Annotated in this window: 14 protein-coding genes; 13 read left to right on the top strand and 1 reads right to left on the bottom strand. The window is 45.5% G+C overall.

Annotation, left to right across the window (positions count from 1 at the left end; all coding sequences use genetic code 11):
* The 10 genes from WG8_RS28645 to WG8_RS16775 all read left to right on the top strand — a co-directional run.
* Window positions 1-419 (top strand): oligopeptide/dipeptide ABC transporter ATP-binding protein (locus tag WG8_RS28645; protein WP_007431419.1); only part of this gene is annotated, 419 nt, incomplete at its 5' end.
* A gap of 275 nt (window positions 420-694) precedes the next feature.
* Window positions 695-3,475, top strand: a complete 2,781-nt coding sequence (locus tag WG8_RS16815) for an alpha-L-rhamnosidase (RefSeq protein ID WP_007431418.1) — start codon at window positions 695-697, stop codon at window positions 3,473-3,475.
* Window positions 3,476-3,503: 28 nt separating this feature from the next.
* Entirely contained in the window at window positions 3,504-4,697 is a 1,194-nt protein-coding gene (locus tag WG8_RS16810; protein ID WP_007431417.1) for an MFS transporter, read from the top strand.
* A gap of 87 nt (window positions 4,698-4,784) precedes the next feature.
* Window positions 4,785-5,783 (top strand): AraC family transcriptional regulator, encoded by a 999-nt coding sequence (locus tag WG8_RS16805; protein WP_007431416.1) that lies wholly within the window; start codon window positions 4,785-4,787, stop codon window positions 5,781-5,783.
* Between the two features lie 132 nt (window positions 5,784-5,915).
* Window positions 5,916-6,917: a phosphotransferase enzyme family protein gene (locus WG8_RS16800; RefSeq protein WP_007431415.1), complete on the top strand. Its 1,002-nt coding sequence runs from the start codon at window positions 5,916-5,918 to the stop codon at window positions 6,915-6,917.
* A 90-nt stretch (window positions 6,918-7,007) separates the two neighbouring features.
* On the top strand, window positions 7,008-8,168 hold the full coding sequence (locus WG8_RS16795; protein ID WP_007431414.1) for an immunity 26/phosphotriesterase HocA family protein: 1,161 nt from the start codon (window positions 7,008-7,010) through the stop codon (window positions 8,166-8,168).
* A 30-nt stretch (window positions 8,169-8,198) separates the two neighbouring features.
* Window positions 8,199-8,717 carry a hypothetical protein gene (locus WG8_RS16790; RefSeq protein WP_007431413.1) on the top strand — a complete coding sequence of 173 codons (519 nt, stop codon included), beginning with the start codon at window positions 8,199-8,201 and terminating at the stop codon, window positions 8,715-8,717.
* 35 nt (window positions 8,718-8,752) lie between these two features.
* Window positions 8,753-9,412, top strand: coding sequence for a DUF2625 domain-containing protein (locus WG8_RS16785; RefSeq protein ID WP_007431412.1), 660 nt, complete (start codon window positions 8,753-8,755; stop codon window positions 9,410-9,412).
* Window positions 9,413-9,440: 28 nt separating this feature from the next.
* Entirely contained in the window at window positions 9,441-9,761 is a 321-nt protein-coding gene (locus tag WG8_RS16780) for a hypothetical protein (protein WP_007431411.1), read from the top strand.
* Between the two features lie 62 nt (window positions 9,762-9,823).
* Entirely contained in the window at window positions 9,824-10,360 is a 537-nt protein-coding gene (locus tag WG8_RS16775) for an SMI1/KNR4 family protein (protein ID WP_007431410.1), read from the top strand.
* Window positions 10,361-10,567: 207 nt separating this feature from the next.
* Here WG8_RS16775 and WG8_RS16770 read toward each other — a convergent pair whose 3' ends face one another.
* Window positions 10,568-13,315: an endo-beta-N-acetylglucosaminidase gene (locus tag WG8_RS16770; protein ID WP_007431409.1), complete on the bottom strand. Its 2,748-nt coding sequence runs from the start codon at window positions 13,313-13,315 to the stop codon at window positions 10,568-10,570.
* Between the two features lie 190 nt (window positions 13,316-13,505).
* Between WG8_RS16770 and WG8_RS16765 the strand changes: the two genes are divergently transcribed.
* The 3 genes from WG8_RS16765 (at window position 13,506) to WG8_RS16755 (ending at window position 18,483) form a co-directional block, all read left to right on the top strand.
* Window positions 13,506-15,350 (top strand): sensor histidine kinase, encoded by a 1,845-nt coding sequence (locus WG8_RS16765; RefSeq protein WP_007431408.1) that lies wholly within the window; start codon window positions 13,506-13,508, stop codon window positions 15,348-15,350.
* Window positions 15,343-16,866 carry a response regulator transcription factor gene (locus tag WG8_RS16760; protein ID WP_007431407.1) on the top strand — a complete coding sequence of 508 codons (1,524 nt, stop codon included), beginning with the start codon at window positions 15,343-15,345 and terminating at the stop codon, window positions 16,864-16,866. The genes WG8_RS16765 and WG8_RS16760 overlap by 8 nt, the downstream gene beginning before the upstream one ends.
* 138 nt (window positions 16,867-17,004) lie before the next feature.
* Window positions 17,005-18,483 carry an ABC transporter substrate-binding protein gene (locus WG8_RS16755; protein WP_007431406.1) on the top strand — a complete coding sequence of 493 codons (1,479 nt, stop codon included), beginning with the start codon at window positions 17,005-17,007 and terminating at the stop codon, window positions 18,481-18,483.
* Window positions 18,484-18,485 lie beyond the last annotated feature (2 nt).

The following is an 18,485-nucleotide window of genomic DNA, read 5'->3' as shown; positions in this document are numbered from 1 at the left end:
ATCTGATGAAGGACCTGCAAAAGCAATACGACCTGACGTACATGTTCATTTCCCATGATTTGTCGGTCGTCAAATTTATCAGCGACCGTGTTGGTGTGATGTACCTGGGCAAGCTGGTCGAGCTTGCACCGACCCAGGAAGTGTTCAAGGAGCCGCTGCATCCGTATACGAAGGCATTGATGTCTGCGGTCCCTGTAGCTGATCCGGAAGCCGAGCGTGAGCGGATTGTGCTCAAGGGCGATGTGCCCAGCCCGGAAAATCCGCCAAGCGGCTGTGCGTTTCATAACCGCTGCCCGGCAGCCATGGATATTTGCAGCAAAGTACAGCCGATCTTTGCAGAAGCTGCACCGGGTCGGCAGGTAGCCTGTCACTTGTATCCGACATCCACGCCGGAAGAGGCGATAGCCGGACAGGCATAAGCCGGCTAAAAAATGAATAGATAGGCCTTCCTTCTGGAAAGAATCAAGCCTGAATCCGCCCCCAACGGATTCAGGCTTTTTTAATGGATGCAGCTATCTTGTCGATGTACATATTTATCCAATAAATCCATTTTAAGATTCGATATCAGGATTGGAATTTCAACACCTGTAAATCAAGCATACAACATGCAGGGATACAACATTGCGCACAGTCTATGGAAGCGTTTTAATTTGAGTATGGAAATACAAAAGAAGACCTCAGGGAGGACATAAGAATGCTAAAAGTGAAAGCGCTTAGATGCGAACATTTAAATAATCCGATCGGTCTGGGCTGTCTACAGCCGCGGTTAAGTTGGCAGATCGAATCTGACAAAATGTATGTTTCCCAAAAAAGGTTCCAGCTGCAGGTATCTCTAAATCCCACTTTTGAACCGCTGCTCTGGAATCATTTTTCCTATTCGGATCAATCCATATTGTTTCCATATGAAGGCCCTCCACTGGAATCAGGACAAAGATATTATTATCGGGTAAAAGTATGGGCTCAGGGAGTGGGTGACAGCGAACCGGAGGAATCGGAATGGAGTGAGTCCGGCTATTGGGAGATGGGACTGCTCCACGAGCAGGACTGGAAGGCACAATGGATCACGGTGAAGGAGCGGAGCATCCATGAACAGTTTCAGACAAGAGCTCCTTTTGCCGCTTCCAAGTGTTTTACGGTTGAGGGAAAAGTGAAAAAAGCAGTCATTTATGCGACAAGCCTTGGTCTGTATGAACTGGAGTTAAATGGACAAAGAGTGGGCGATGCCTACTTTACCCCGGGATGGACGGATTATAACGATCGTGTCCAGGTACAAGCTTATGACGTGACTTCTACCCTTCGGGAGCAGCATAACCGAATTACAGCAACGGTGGGAGAAGGCTGGTATAGCGGTTATCTGGGCTGGCAGAAGCGCAAGGATACCTACGGGAATACGAATGCATTGTTATTTCAAATGAAGATTAGCTATGAGGATGGCCGTTCCGCAGTCATTTGCTCGGATTCTTCCTGGGAGGAAGCGAGCTGTGCCATTTTAATGTCGGATATTTATAACGGTGAAATCTATGATGCCCGACTTGAGCAGCAACAGGCAGCCGAACATAGCTCCTTGACCGAGCGGAAAATGATGCAGGTCGTCTCATTCCCGTTAAGTCATCTGATTGCCCAGGAGAACGAGCCTGTCCGTGTAATGAACCGATTGAAGCCTGTTGAACTCATTCGAACCCCCAAAGGTGAGCTGGTGCTTAACTTAGGTCAAAATATGGTAGGCTGGCTGGAATTTAAAGTTCAAGCCCCTGAAGGTACGGTTTTAAATCTGGTGCATGGTGAAGTGCTGGATCAGCAAGGGAACTTTTACAGAGATAACATTCGTGATGCAGCGCAGCAGATTACGTACATTTGCAGCGGGAAGGGGACGGAGATATTTCGGCCGCATTTCACTTTTCAGGGCTTTCAGTATGTGAAGCTTGAAGGCTTTCCGGATAGCATTGCAATTGAAGATTTTACGGGCGTTGTTCTGCATTCGGACATGGAGACTGTGGGCTTGTTTGAGACATCCGATCCCAAGCTGAATCAACTCCAGCACAATATTGTGTGGGGGCAAAAGGGGAATTTCCTGGATGTGCCGACCGATTGCCCGCAGCGTGATGAGCGATTAGGCTGGACCGGCGATGCACAGATTTTTGCCAGAACGGCCAGCTTCAATATGAATGCGGCTTCCTTCTTCCGCAAGTGGCTGAAGGATCTGGCTTACAACCAGCTGGAAAATGGCGCAGTGCCTTTTGTAGTGCCGGATGTCCTCAAAGGAACCTTTGCCGATAATATGGACAAAACGACTGCAGCATGGGGAGACGCGGCGGTTATATGTCCATGGACCATTTATCAATGCTATGGAGATAAGCAAATTTTAGCCCAGCAGTATGACAGTATGAAAGCATGGGTGGATTATATCCGCGCCCAGGGGAACGAAGAATATCTTTGGGATACCGGTTTGCAGCTTGGGGACTGGCTGGCGCTGGATAGCGAGGAAGGAAGCTATTTTGGGGCGACGGACGGAACGCTGGTGGCAACTGCTTACTTTGCGTATTCGACTCATATTTTGGCACAGACGGCCAAATTGCTGAATCGCTATACCGATTACAACACATATAGAAGCTTGCATGAGGGGATTAAAGCCGCTTTTGCGAACCGCTACTTCGATGACGCTGGCAAATTGACCTCCAATACCCAGACTGCACAGGTTGTGGCTCTGCACTTCGGATTGGTGCCCGAAAAGTATAAAAAGCAAGTGATTCAGGAGCTCGTATCGCTCATAGAAAAAAATGATATGCATCTGGATACCGGCTTTGTGGGCACACCCTACCTATGCCTGGTTTTATCCGACAATGGCTATACGGATGTAGCTTACAAGATTTTATTTCAAAATGACTATCCTTCATGGCTCTATCAGGTTGAACGGGGGGCAACGACTATGTGGGAGCATTGGGACAGCATCAAAGTGGATGGCTCGTTCTGGAGCACCGATATGAACTCGTTTAATCACTATTCGTACGGATCAGTTGGAGACTTTATGTACCAAAATATTGCTGGAATCGATGTGCTTGAAGCGGGCTATAAAAAATCACGTTTAGCTCCCAAACCGCCTGCCAATCTTACTTCGGCCCGCGGGAAACTGGAGACGCCATATGGCGCGCTTGAGGTCCATTGGAAAATCGTGAATGAGGAAATGCAGATGACGGTTCTTGTACCGCATAATACGACGGCCAAGATTACACTTCCGGGAGTGATGGAGCCGGATGCACTGCAGCAGACCATTGCCACGCAATATCCGTCGATTCAGTATCCGCCTGATAATGTGCCACAGGAGCTGGCCGGGAAATTAGGTTCTATAGGGGAACAGGCGATTTTCCAAAGGGGCGAAGATCATGAAATGACGTTTACGGTCGGTTCTGGACAGTACGCATTCCAGTACAGATACTGCCAGGCTACCCAGGTTCCTGCACATGCAACCAGAGGCTAAATAACATAGACTAGAGGTGAGATGCTTGATGAATATTAGGAACAAAGTGTTGTTTAAAACGGCGTTGCTGTCCATTTCCTTAGTTCTGACATCAGCGAGTGCCATTTCGGCTGTCATACCGATGATGCTGAATCAATTATCAGGAGTTTCCAGCTCGCTGATTGAAAGCGTAGTTACGATTCCATCTTTCTCGATGATGCTGTTTGTGCTGTTGAGTGGTCCGATCTCTTCTCGATTGGGCAAAAAAAATACAGTCCTGCTAGGACTTTCGCTCGTGGTCATTGGCGGTATACTTCCTATGCTCACGACTAACATTACATGGATTCTCGCGTTGCGTTTGGTGCTCGGTGCAGGTCTCGGAATGTTCAATTCGCTGGCTGTCAGCTTAATTAGCGATTTTTTTGAAGGGGACGAACGTGCCCAATTAGTAGGCTTTCAAAGCGCCGTTCAAGGGCTCGGAAGCAGTCTGGCTACCTTTGTGGCAGGACAGCTTGCCTTAATCGACTGGCAATTCGCCTTTTTATGCTATGCGATCACCATTCCGATTGCGCTGTTATTCTTTCTTGTCATTCCCGAACCAGAGCGTGGGGAGCCTACAGTAAGCTCAACAGGAACGGGCCATAGGAGTGGCGGAGTATCCATACCTGTACTCGGATTAGGGGCCGCACTTTTCCTGTTTATGACTTTTATTATGATTGTGTATACCAAAACAGGCATTATGATTGCTGAAAAGAGTATGTCCAATGCTGGTTTTTTAGGAACTGCGTTAACGCTATTTTCCTTGTCAACCATGATTGCAGGCTTCTTGTTTGGTAGAATATATAAGTGGTTTAGAAATTACGCACCCTTTATCTCCAGTCTATTGACAGCAACAGGTTTTGTACTCCTGTGGTTTGCTCAGAATGTGACCCTGGTTACCGTTGCCATGCTGATCATTGGCTTTAGTTTTGCGCTGTTTATTCCTTATATTTTTACCATACTAACTAAAATCGTCCCTAAAGGCAGTGAGACGTTATCCATTTCCATTGCGATGGTAGGCTCGAATTTGGGAGCGTTTGCTTCGCCTTATGTCATCAAGCTGGTGGGTATGTTGTTTGGAAATGAAACCGCCTCATTTGCCTTCCTCGTTTCTGCAATTGTATTTATGATTGCTGCACTCATCTGTCTGGGAATCGCTATTAGAGAAAAGGGAAGCAAAACTCAGGCGGCAGTCCACAATTAATGGGAGCCATCAAATACAGGTAGCTTTTGCAACGGGCGGAGAACTCGCCCGTTTTTCCATCATATAATGAAGGAGGAGTCAGTATTCATGAACCTTCATGAGTTGGACCAGTTGCTGAGAACCAAAACGGAAATTGAGCTTTTACAACAACAAAACAACCAGGTGATTAACGACCTCTCCGAAGATTCGGAGGATGAACGATACTTTGATGTGAATCGGAATATGTATCGTATGCCTGCTTTGTTTTTCTTCGGAGAACATGATATTTATATTAGCAAGCATAATAGATTTGCTCCGATGCTGGAGCATATGCATGAATTTATCGAATTAAACTATGTTTATTCAGGCAAGTGCAATCAAATCATCGCAGGCAAAGAAATTCAGCTTTGTGAAGGCCAGGTGTGTGTTCTGGATAAGGATGTGCCGCACAGCATCGCTCCTTTGGGGGAGGAGGATATCCTTATTAATATCTTGCTGCAAAGAGAAACGATTTCTTCCCTGTTCCTGCAACGGTTATCCAAGAAAAAAAGCTTGATTGGCGAATTTCTCGCTAACTCTGTCCTCCAGCATCAGCACCATAATCACTTTATTATTTTTGAGTCGCAGCATAATGAGAACCTTCAATATATCCTGCGCAGAATTCTGATTGAGTATTTTTCCAGGCAAGAGGATTCGATGGAATTGGTCAAGGCTTATTTGCCGATTGTTTTTGGAGAATTGGTCCGTGTATTGGAAAGCGAGCATAATATTCACTTGAACCAGCAGGAAAATAATATTACCTCTATTCTGAATTACATGGAAGAGCATTATCAGCATTTAAGTCTGCAGCAACTATCCAATCATTTTAATTACAATAGTACGTATTTAAGTAATAAGTTAAAAAAAGTAACCGGCCTTACTTACACTCAGCTTATTGCCAACATCAAACTCAATGCAGCCTATTCTCTGGTTGTGAATACCAACCTGCCGTTCGAGATGATATTTAAGCAGGTTGGATATAACAGCATGAGTTTTTTCTATAAAAAATTTAAAACGGCGTATGGTGCCACCCCGCAAAATATCCGCAACAAACAGTTGAAGAAATGAAGGATACAGAAGGACGTCCAATTTTAACGGGCGTCTATATTTGTTATAATAGCTGCAAATTCATAAGCTCAAGGCTGATGAAATGATAGGTTGCGGGATACCTTTGTCTCCGGCAAAAGGGAGGATACATTCTTGGAAGCAATACTAAGACGGCACTGGCCGGAGTGGAACGGAACGCTGCAGAAACGAACCGGGGGTTGGAATAATACGACGTATTTTGTTAAGAGTAGTGGGCGAAGCGGGGTGCTGCGCGTCTACGATACACACAGGGATCGGGACAAAATTGAATTTGAGCATGCGGTTTTGCAGGAGCTGAGCAAGCATTGTCTATCATTCAGGATACCCCAGCCTATTCCGACGGTCACGGGAGAGACGCTCGCTCAACTGGAGAAGGAAAGCGGTAAATATGTGTGTCTGTTCGAATACATAGAAGGTATATCACCCCTGGAGCAGGATTCAAGCTTTGCTTATTCCTTTGGCGAGACTACGGGGGAATTATCTGCTGTGCTTGCGAGATTCAAGCTTGAATTGACTCCAGTCTATCGACCGTATTACGCTTTGCAGCAATCCTATCCATTGTGTAACCGTGAAACGGTTCAAGGCTTTTGTTTACATCCGCCTGAGCCTCTGAAAGCTTTGCATGACGAGCTGCAATTGATAGGAAAAGTATATGAAGAGATTACAGATTCGCTTCATGCATTGGAAGAGCTGCCGCATCAGCTTGTACATGGAGACCTGAACGCTTCCAATTTGTTGGTAAAGGATTCGGATTGTAGTCTAGTAACTGCACTGCTTGATTTTGAATTTTGTACGCTGGACGTTCGGGTTATGGAACCAGCGGTCATCTTATCAGGTTTTTTGGGACAACCGGAGGAGGCACAGGCAGTTCGGGATTTTTGCCAGGGCTTCAGCCGCCGAGTTCATCTGTCCTCCGACGAGATTGATGCTTTACCTGTATTGATGCTGCTTAGGAAGGTAGATGTATTTCTTCATTTTTTGAGTCGCTTTCTGGAAGGAACCGATCAGCCACACGTGCTGCAAGAACAGGTCAAACAGATTGCGAACGACTTGCTCCAACTGTCTACCAGCAGTAGCTGGATTCAGGAGGAGTTGGCTCAAGCTGGAACAGTATAGGAATAAGCGAGTTGCATGCCGTGTTATGTTATAATTTCTGGAATAACAGAGATGAAGTCTATCGAATGATACTCGGAACAGGAGGAGCAGATGAATAGTTGGTTAACGAACGCGTTACGACCGTACTTCGGGCTGGAGGTGCTGGAAGAGCATTGGGACGTGGTAAAAATTAAAGAAGGGTACTTTATTTGTATGGATGGGGATGTTATTCGCAAGCGAATTTCTTCCACTGAGGATACCTATGGAGAATCCGATGTAGAGATTCTTACGCGTGACCGGGCATTTGTTTTGCCTAAAACGGCTCGTGGCAAAGAGAAAAAGCTGAATTACACAAGTGTTTCGAGCATCAAGGCAGAAGGCGTGACCTTTTCAGCAGGCATTAGAAGGGATCGTCCTCTTAGTTATGTTACTGCTGTGAATAGCAAAACGGGTGTGAAACTCCCTATTACGGGATGTGAGCATTTACATAGTAAAGAAGAGATCATCGATTGGCTTCAGCAATATCCGTCACTTGTGCCTAAGGATTACGATCGCAGGCTGCACCGACTGAAGCATATGAAAAATCAGCGCTATAAAGCGGTCCCAGGAGACATCTTCCGCGTGGAAATAGACCTTTTCACAGATGGATATGTACTGGTCGTCGGAGATCTGCGCCAAATGCAAAAGGATCAGTTGTTTGCAAAGGAGAGCATATGGAACAGTGTCATGACGATGCCTTTATTCGTACGTCCGTATTTGTGTACAAGTCGTGACCGTTCAATAACTTTGGAATCCATCACAGCCGCCCCGTTATCTGATACAACCTGGATTGTCATGGATGATTCCTTTATGCGTGGAGCCTACGAGCGAGTAGGGCATAAACCGTTGGCGGAAGAGGATATTGTGTTTCCGATTGGTTACGGCAGCAGCACGGATAGCAGTAAGGAAAGAATATATAGGCTGTCCTGGGGAACGGGCACAATTTCCAAACCGGAAGGGGAGACAGCGTTCAAGTCTTCGCGGGAATTTTTAGATCACGGTGTGTTTTCAGGTATCTTTGCGGACTGTTTTGGTCCTTGGGAAGAGCGGGAGTGGCACCACACGCTGGCTAACCCGTTGTATAAGGAGGAGCGTCGAAAAGCACTGGCTGAATTCGGATTCCCGGAAGACATTTCGTACGATGAGTTCAATCGCCAAACAGGAGGACTGACGCGTTCGGAATATCTCGCATATTTGACAAGGACCTATAGCGGAATAAGAAAGATGAAATGACACGGTTATACATCCTTATAGGAGGGGCCAATGAAATATCTTAAAGATTGTCCGGAACCAGGTATGGGAACCTGGTATTTTGAAATAGACTCAGACGGCGCAGCCTATCGGCAAATTGTTATCCAGGATGATGGCACGTATATTGCTTCTAATCGCAAGCACGAGCAATATCATTTCTTGTTAGCCGAGAAAGCGATTGATGATACAGAGCCCTATTATACGAAAATTACAAAAAAAGAGTTTGAAGAAGTCTGGTCCAACAATCTGCACACCTTCAACAAGGAATGGCATCAAACCAAAACCGATCTACCGGTTGGGACTAAGGTAAGCGGATATATTGAAGCCTTTTTTCCACACGGAACACTTGTTCAAATTTTCGAGTATGATGCAGTCGGATTGGCAGACACCCATTCATATGCGGAAAAGACCCCATCCGAGTGGATGTATCCAAGACATGAGATCACGGCGATTGTACAAGGATACGACGAGCAGAATCAGTGGGTGATTCTAGAGCAAACGCAGGTTTTCAAAAATCAGTTCACAGGTTGAAAAAAGGATCTTGGAATACAGGAAGGGGAATGAACATGCATATATTAACGGTTGATGAGCTGGTGGATCAGGACAACCATGCATGGGAAGAGGTCAGAAATATTCTGCAAGAAGGGAATAATCCATATCGCATTGTATCGGCAGAATCGGAATCTGCTAGGAGAGATGCGCTATACCGTCTGCAGGCGAGTACAAAATCGTATTTGGGAACGGTTGCCTATGAAACAGGTGGGATCATGTTTGACCACGGATGGATCACCTTACTGGGTGTAGGCGGGCCCGGAATTTACGGTAGTTTGGCTTCATGGAACGGGCTGCAAGAGCCAGCGAGCGTTTCTGCACTTGGGGGAATGCTGATTGTGGCTTATGATGCAGCAGGCGGCTTCTTTGGATTGGATACAGGGAAGTTTGGACGCAGCGGCCACATCTACTATATTGCACCGGATGCATTGGAGTGGGAATCCACAGAGCTGGCCTATTCCGGTTTCTTGAGCTGGTTGGCTGAGGGAGATTTGGGCTTGTTCTACCAGACATTCCGCTGGAATGGTTGGCAGGCGGATATGGAACTACTTCAGCCAGGAGAGGTATTTGCTTATTATCCACCGCTATGGACTCAGGAAGGTGGCGGAGAGACCAGTCATAAATCTCCTATAAATGTAACAGAAGCGTGGCAGGCGGTGACGGATAGGGAATAGCCGCATGTGTGGGGAGGGGCATAAGATTATGAATCATTCCATTCAATCCAAACTGATGCAACTGAATGAAATACTTTCTCAAAATAACATTGACCATTATTACATTTATGATTATACAAGTCGGCCCAAGCTGGTACTCGCTGGGAGCTTTGACTTTAGCTATTATCACAACATAGAGATCACATTTTACGAGGTCTCGTTTCTTTCCTGTCCGGGCGGTGTATTTTCAATTGAGTGCTTTAGACTGGCGAATGACAAGGAACTGGAAATATTACAAACTATCTCTTATGGATTTCACGAGGGGCCTGTGATTTGTATGGAAGATCTAACGTTTGGCCGAATGGGTTGAAAAAGATAGAGAAGGTAGAAACAACAACTCTTAGAGACACCAAGGTAGGGAGGGTGGTTATTATGTGGAGTATTCACTTTGAACATCAATTTATAAAATGTCCGGTAGCAACTGGTGAACAAATCGCAAATTTTTTGAAAACATGGAACATAAAGCTATCGGAGCAGGAAATTCACGAAATCCAACAAAGACAAGTGAACCCTTTTCCGAAATCGTCTCCACTTTATGATCAATATAAACCGCTAGATCCTGTTAGCTGGCATTTGCCCCAAGGACAATTTCCTAATAGTTACATAGAATTCCTGAAGTACTCTAATGGCGGGGAATTTCAAAATGGAGAACGTTATTTTCAGTTTTTCGATACCGAAGATTTGAGAGAAATGAACCTCGCCTATGAGCTGCCGGCTTATATGCCAGGTGCCGTGTCGTTTGCGATGGACGGTAGTGGAAATCACTATATGTTTGATATGAGAGAGGAAAAAAGAAACAACGAATATCCCATTCTTTTTGCTCATTCTGGTAGTTTGGGGTACGACGAATGTGAACAGGTAGCTCATTCTTTTATGGAGCTATGCACGGAAAAATGGGCTTTATATTGATATGTGCATGATTCTGCCCAATATAGCCAATAGCGAGAAGTCTATTGAATTGGACTTCTCGCTATTGTGCCTTTTATGCGTATGTCCCTATGGCTGAATTTGAGCTATATGTTCGAACAACGAATCGACGGCCTCATCCACCAGATAGAGACCGTCGTCCCGTTGAAGGAACTCTTCATATCAAGACAAAGGGATTCTTGCACAAAGCTATCTTATATATGTGGTGGCCTGATTGCCTGCATAATCTTCAAGCACGATCTTTAGCGAGCTGGTACGAGAAGTAGGGGTAAAAGTGAGTTCACTTAATTTTGTTCTTCCCCGCACAATGTAAGGAAACTTTTTTGATACATAGGTTACGCCAAATTGTTTGGGCACATCGTTTTCGTATACATATAAATAATGCCAGTCCTTCAAGGTGGGTAGAGCGAGCGTATACGTTGACCCAGTGATCGTCACATTCTCTTTTGCATAAGGCTCTATCGTCGTGTCTGCGAGATGCCCGGTGTATGCTACAGGTTCATGATTGCCGATGGCGATACGTAGTGTGTAGCTATCACCATTTGTGGGCAGATCGGTAAACGTAGCCGTTTCAGCGCCATTGTCCGCCGTAATGGTTTTATGGAATACGGTGTCCGTATAGTCGGTGGTCAAGGTTAATTTAACCGTTCCGTCCGCTTCAGAGGGATTTTTCCACGTTACTGTAGCCTCACCGTTTTCTTTAGTCTCCACCTCAATGTGACTGACGGTAGCATTCAGATCGTAGCTTAATCGAGCTGGTTCGCTTTCCGTTCCATCAGCCCCAACTGCAGTAAGCATTAATTTACCTGATTTATGGTTTAGGGTCTTAATATAATAGGTTGAGTCATAAATTCCGCCGATATAGGAGCCGTTCTCATACAGATTGTATTGTTTAACTTTGGAGTAATCCTCAAGGTCCCAGGCTACGAGCATTTCGTTCGTATCGGTCAGTGCCTTGGTGATTTTGAATCCCGTCGGCGCGGCTGGTTTCAGGACGGAACTGTCTGTTATCTTGATTTGGCCGATATTCATCTGATAGTTTTTGATTGTTTTATTCGCGTTATCAAAAGATAAACCGAAAGATGCAATCGTTTTTCCTTTATAGTCGCTCAAATCCAAATTGCGGCTAACCCAGCCCGTGGTTTGTTTACCAGAGTTAGGGATGCTTACTTTTACGATCTGGCCGGGGTTATCCTTGAAAATAAGTCCGATACTCAGCACCGAGCTGTCATCGGAGGAAGGCTTATTGTACGTGATGGACAAGTTTGAATTCTTGTTTACCGACAGATCCGTTTTATACAGGCGTAAAAAGTTATCTGAATTCAGCTCTCCGTTAACGACGAGGGAGCTACCACCCTGATAAGCGCCCACAGGCTGATAGGTAAACCGAGTGCCTTTGGTATAATTCGGCCCATAGTCATAGTCAACCGAGAGCGGTTTACCTTTGGTATCGAGCCACCATTGCCAAGTTACCGGGATATCCTGAATATTGATGTTGGACCATTCTTTAGGATTGGAGATGGCTCCATTCACGACATACTGCAAGCCATGTCCGGTATTGAAGCTGGTATTAAAATGGGAGCCACGGATGACAGAACGTTCGGCGATATATGCCGCAATACCGTCCCAGTTTGCGCCCGAAGCTTTTACATCAGACAAATCTACATTTGAGTTTCTTTGTGCACGGACGGGATTCTGATTCGGACCGGACCACCAGACACGGTCGCGAATAAAGGTCATCCATTGATAGACATTGTCAGCTCTGCGATTGGTGTCCTGCCCGCCAAACTCTTCATCCAGTGCATTATGTGTGAAATCTGCTCCCAACGTTGCGATACTGTTCATCGGCTGCCCGTTATCACCGATATTCAGACGAAGATCGTAATTTTGCTTCCATCTGCCAAAGTCACCGTTCCCGCCCTCAATACCGGCAAAAACGGTTTTAAGAGGGTCCAGACCCAATTGCTTTGCATGGTCGCGGGAGCTTTTCAGCTTCGCTTTGTCCCACCAATAATTCAGAAAAATAGAATCGGACACCTGTCCATATTGCTTGTCTTTGACAAACGGACTGTTCACCGCATTAAACTCATTTTGATAAGCAATTTTACCAGTTTCGTTTACGGTGGAGTCGTACCATTGCACATACATGCCCTGATCTCGCAAGTATTTCATAAATTGTTTGTAACGGGGGATGTCCTCTGTAGCTACGCCTTTTGAAGCTTCCTCCTGGTTGATGAAGTAGCCGTCATAGCCATAATATTTCGCCATTTCGACCAATTTTTTGGCTACCGGAAATTCACCCTGAGCATCCTGCACGAGCATTTGCTTATACGTTTGCGGTCCACGGTCATTATCCGAGAAAAAAATACAGGCAATGGAGAGAACGCCGTTTTTGTGCGCCGCATTCGTATACCCCGGATTTGGAATGTTCAGAATGCCGAACTCGAACCATTTTTCCGTCCAATCCTTTTGGGGATCGTATAGCTCTTCGGGTACATGGGCGGTAGGCATGCCATGCCAGTAGCCGTAATAGTCGGTATACTGCCAATAGTTAAACAAGTATTGACTGAATTTATTGGTATAGGGATAGCTATCGAAGAAAGCGTTTCCATAATCGCCGCTAAGTGCAAACATTTGCGTGTCAGGGCTTAAAGCAGGCTGAGCCTGTGTAGCTGCAAAGGGGCTGTTTCGTTGTTGCAGTGGGACTCGAGCGCGAAGCATATCTCCATAGACATCTTGGGTAGGAGTCCAGTCCAAAATATGAGAGCTGGCGTATCCGTGCTGATAAGGCTGATTCGGTCCTTTGGCGCTTTCTCCTTCATATGGGAGGGTATCGCCTGCATAAACGGATGGAGAGAGGATTTGACTTAACAGGACAGAAGTCAAAACCAGCGCAGTCCATTTTAAAGCGAACTTGTGAACCTTGTTACGTTTCATAGCTCATCCCCCTAACGAGTATTTATCCCCCTAAAGATAATCAATACAACGGTTTTTAAATAGAGGCTAAATTAAAGATATGGCGTTTAAATTAAAGAAAATCCTACTTTTCATGAATACGCTTACTTATTTCCAGCGAAGGAGATGATATACTTTATTTACGCATGAACGATTCGGGAGGGCTTATACGATGAAAAGGGGCAATAGATACACAGCTTATTTTAAAAACAACATGTTCCTGAGGATACTATTGTTGTTCTCCTGTATTGTCATTTTGTCGATTATTACGATTGCATATGTCACGTATATATCCATTTCGCAGTCCATGATTCGACGGGAACTGGATACCCAGAAAGCAGCGATGGAGAGTGTTGACCGCTATATCCATCTCCGGCATGAATCCGTCCAGAACATGGTGCGGGATATGTACCGGAATGAGGCGCTCTCGATGAACGTTTCTTTTTTTATGGACCACGCGTATTCCGAATATGTACAGCACCGCATGGACGAAACGTACATGGAGAGTCATGATTATTCAACAGATGTGCTCACCTATTTTAAAAATTGGCTGGATGAAAATAGCGATATCAGCAATTTGATATTGTACAGTGCCGACCAGCAATATTTGTCCACCTTCAATGAGAACAAGCAATTCAAGCAATTCCCGGTGCATGCGGCGCGTTCCTTTGTACCGGATGTGATGGCTGCCGAAAGTAAAAGCGTCTCTGCTCCGAATTACTGGATTCGGAAGGCGGTCGATCAGTGGAGCCCCTCGTTATATTCGTTACAAGTCCCCATTAACAATAAGCAAACACTCAAAAATACCGGTCAGCTTCTGGTGTTTCTAAATTCCAAAAGTATCTCCAATGCACTTACCAGCTACGGGAACAACCTGAAGGGCGAAATTATCGTTCTGTCCACCCATGGAACGGTTCTGTTTGATTCAAGGAATAACTATTACGGGAAAACGTACCCTTATGTCGAAGTGACCCGATCATTATATGACGATGTGGACTCCGATGTTGGGATCATTCAGGCGAAGCAGAATATGTACATTAACAAGCTGATTTCTCCGGACGAAGGGTATGTCGTGATTGGCGCAGTTCCCAATGAGGAAATGGCGGAATCGTACCGGGGTATCCGTAATACGATTTTAACGATCAGTGTCGTTTGTATTCTGTTTGCTGTGCTTTTCCCTGCCTTTTTCGTCATTAACTTTGCTAAACGAACGAATCGGATTATTAAATTCACCCGTCAGGTGAAAAATGGCGACCTTACAGCTCGTATCCAAGATCCCCAAGAGGATGAGCTGGGACAAATCTCTCGAAGCTTCAACGATATGCTGGACGAACTTAATCTATATATTGAACGGGTGTATAAGGCAGAGATCAAACAAAAGCAAACGGAGCTTGTTGCCTTGCAGGCACGAATTCACCCACATTTTTTGTATAACACGCTTGAAGTGATACGTATGAGGGCGATTTCCCAGGGAGCCAAGGATGTAGGAGAAATGATCTACAGCTTATCGGTGTTGTTCAAAAGCCTGGTTCAGCAGAAAAAAATATACACGCTTAAAGATGAATTGGAGGCTTGCAGATTATATCTTGAGTTGTTCAGAATACGCTACAAGGAAAGGTTCAATTACACGATTACGGTCGACCCCGAGTTGTATACTCGTTCTGTCATGAAGCTGATGCTTCAACCCATTATTGAGAATTATATTGTTCATGGTATCCAAAGCGACCGGAATGATAATGTGCTGACCATTGATGTGCGTGAAACGGGGGAGATTCTGCTGGTTGAGATCCGTGACAATGGGAAGGGCATTGAAGGGGAGCGTTTGAAACAGATTCTGGAGGAACTGGAACGCCAGGAGGAAAACGGACAAATGTTTGGACTACGCAGTGTGCACACCCGACTTCGGTTTTTACACGGAGCCGATTACGGGATTGAACTGGAGAGCCGCAGCGGTGAGGGAACGACGATTCGGGTACGATGCCCCAACAGGGAAGGGATGGATGCCATATATGTATAAAGTATTTATTGTAGACGATGAGCCTTTTATCATTGAGGGATTATACGATATTGTGGATTGGACCTCTTTTGGGCTAGAAATTGTCGGACATGCGGAAAATGGATCTTTGGCGCTGGAAGCGCTGGCCTCCAGACCCGTGGACGTACTGATTACGGACATTTCTATGCCAACGATGAATGGTCTCAGGCTGATTCATGAGGCGAGAAAGTTACATGCTGACTTGAAGGCGATTGTGTTGAGCGGATTTAATGAATTTGATTACTTGAAGGAAGGCATGAAGCTGGGCATCGAAAATTACCTTCTGAAGCCGATTAATGTGGAGGAACTGGAATCCACTTTGTGCAATACAACGGAGAAGCTGGACAGGTCCCGGTTGGATCAACAATATGAGACGTTTGGGGTGCAGGTTCTCAAGGAAAATACGTTGTACCGTTGGCTGACAGGACAGATTGCGCCTACAGAATTTCAGGAGCGTGCTGAATTGATAGGTTTTTCGTTAAATATCCCCTTCATGGAGGTAGCCGTGTTACGGACGGAAGGGGATTCGACAGGAATGCATCAACAGTTAAGGCAGTACATTCAGCACCAGTCCGATTTAACATTATTTCACGATGTTGATATGGATAGTGTAATCATTGCCGCACTACCGAATTATGATGAGGGCAGACAGGACTTGATAACGCTGTTGGAGGATTTTTCTGTTCAGTGGTCGACGGACGGGGAAGAAACGGTGCATATCGGGATAGGCAGCGCCGGTTCGCTTGCTGCAGCTCCACGCAGCTATAATGAAGCTAAAAAATCTTTGGAATATTTTATGATATATGATGACCGTCAGATCATTGACTATACAATGCTGGAGGAGAGCGAGGGCAACGCTGGCGAGACTTGTTCCATCGACTGGAAGGATTATGCGAAGCTGATTATAGCAAGAGATCTAGATGCGCTTACCGCACGGATTCAGAGTGATTTTGAGCAGATACAGCATCTTGAAAGGGTTACCCCGGATGAATTGCGGAATATGGCGCTGGAACTGGTGATCCGGTTCAAGATGGAACTGGAGAGCATCAAGCATTCCAATGAGTCGGAACGGTTTCAGCAGGGGCTTCACCAGATAAAATGCTGTACGACATTGGCAGAGCTGGTGAGCGCGCTTCAGCATGTGGCGACAGAGACGGTGAATTCACTGCTGCAAGATATGAAAAATCCTATCGTAAGTCAGGTGCTGTCCTATATCCATGTTCATTATGCCAAGGAGCTATCATTAAAAATATTAGGGTGCCAGTACCACCTTCATCCCGTTTATCTCGGTCAGTTGTTTCATAAGGAAACAGGCGAAACCTTTGCTGAATATATCAATCAGTACCGGATTAAAAAAGCCAAGGAGCAGCTTAAAAACACCAATCTCAAGGTACACGAAATTGCGCGGAACGTGGGGTATTGGGAGACGGGTTATTTTTATAAGCAGTTCAGAAAATATGTGGGCATTTCTCCGACAGACTATAAAGGATTGGGATAAATACCAGGTGTACATGGATTTCTTTAATTTGTACCTTGGTTTATTAAGTTTATCTTCTTTATGAAAGTGCTTACATTAGTTAAGGTTAACGTAGTGAAACGACAGGGTCAAATTCCATTTCATAAGGGAGGATCATACATGGTTAAAAGCAAAAGAAGCTGCTCGCTTGTTCTAGTGATGTGTATGGTGCTGACGCTCATTCTCAGTGCTTGTGGAGGAAGCAGCGGTGGCGGGGAGACGACGAATGGAGGAGCGGAAAAACCGGTAGAACTGATCTGGTACACCATTGGTACGCCTCAAAAAGATGTAGATCGGGTGATGGAAGAGGTTAGCAAGTATACCCAAAAGAAAATAAACGCCACGATCAGAATGAAAATGGTCGATTGGGGCGACTACCCGCAAAAAATGCAGGTGAATGTGGCTTCGGGAGAGCCAATGGATATTGTATTTACGGCTTCCGGTGGCTTTGATTATGTGCAAAATGCCAGAAAGGGCGCATTCATGGAACTGGACGACTTGCTTGACAAGTACGGTCAGGATCTTAAAAAGACGATTGATCCTGCGTTTCTGGAAGGCTCCAAGGTGGATGGACATCATTATGGCATTCCTGCCAACAAGGAGCTTCCGCAGCAAGAGGTATGGCGGTTCAATAACAAATTGCTGACCCAATACAAGCTGGATCTTTCCAATGTCCGCTCGTTGGATAGCCTGGAGCCTCTGCTCAAAACGATTAAAGAAAACGAACCTGCCGTAACGGCGTTTGGCATGGATAAAAACTATGTTCCCTACGTTCCATATGACTATATCATTCAAAACCTGCCGATGGCTGTCAAACTGGATACCACGGATTATAAGATCGTAAACATCTTGGAAACGCCTGAGATGGAGCAGGCGTTGACGACGATGCATAAGTATTACAAGGCCGGCTACGTATCACCGGAAGCTGCAACCACAGGCTCGACCAATGATTTAACTACGTCCGGAAACTGGTTTCTGGATCGTGCGCAAACTCAACCGCTGGCCGATAACCTGTGGTCTGCAAGCTACGGCTATCCGGTGATATCGACACCTGCCAGCGATCCGATTGTGACCAATACATCTGTACAGGGCTCCATTATGGCGATCTCGGCAAACTCGGCAAACCCTGAAAAGGCAATGCAGTTCCTGAACCTGCTGAATACAGATCCGGTATTACGTAATATGGTTGATTCCGGTATTGAAGGAGTGCATTACAAAAAAACAGACGGCCAGTATATCGAAAATCTGGCTAATTCCAAAAACTATGATATGCCTTCGTATTCACTCGGCAACAATATGCTGTTGTATCTGAATCCGAATGATCCGGCTGACAAATGGGAGCAATTTAAGAAGTTTAACTCGGAAGGAAAAAACTCTCCAATCTTAAGCTTCAACTTTGACAGCAGTAAAGTATCTACGGAAATGGCAGCGATTCAGAATGTCAAAGAGCAATTTTGGGCTTCGCTGATGACAGGCACGTTGGACCCGGAGACGAATCTTCCGAAAGTGATTGAGAAATTCAAGCAGGCTGGTCTGGATAAGGTGATGGTGGAAGCACAATCCCAGCTCAATGCCTGGAAGGCACAAAACAGCAAATAATA

This window comes from Paenibacillus sp. Aloe-11, from assembly GCF_000245715.1.
Classification (GTDB): Bacteria; Bacillota; Bacilli; order Paenibacillales; family Paenibacillaceae; genus Paenibacillus; species Paenibacillus kribbensis.
Note: the sequence above shows the minus strand (reverse complement) of the source record. Positions and strands in the feature narration are given on the sequence as shown.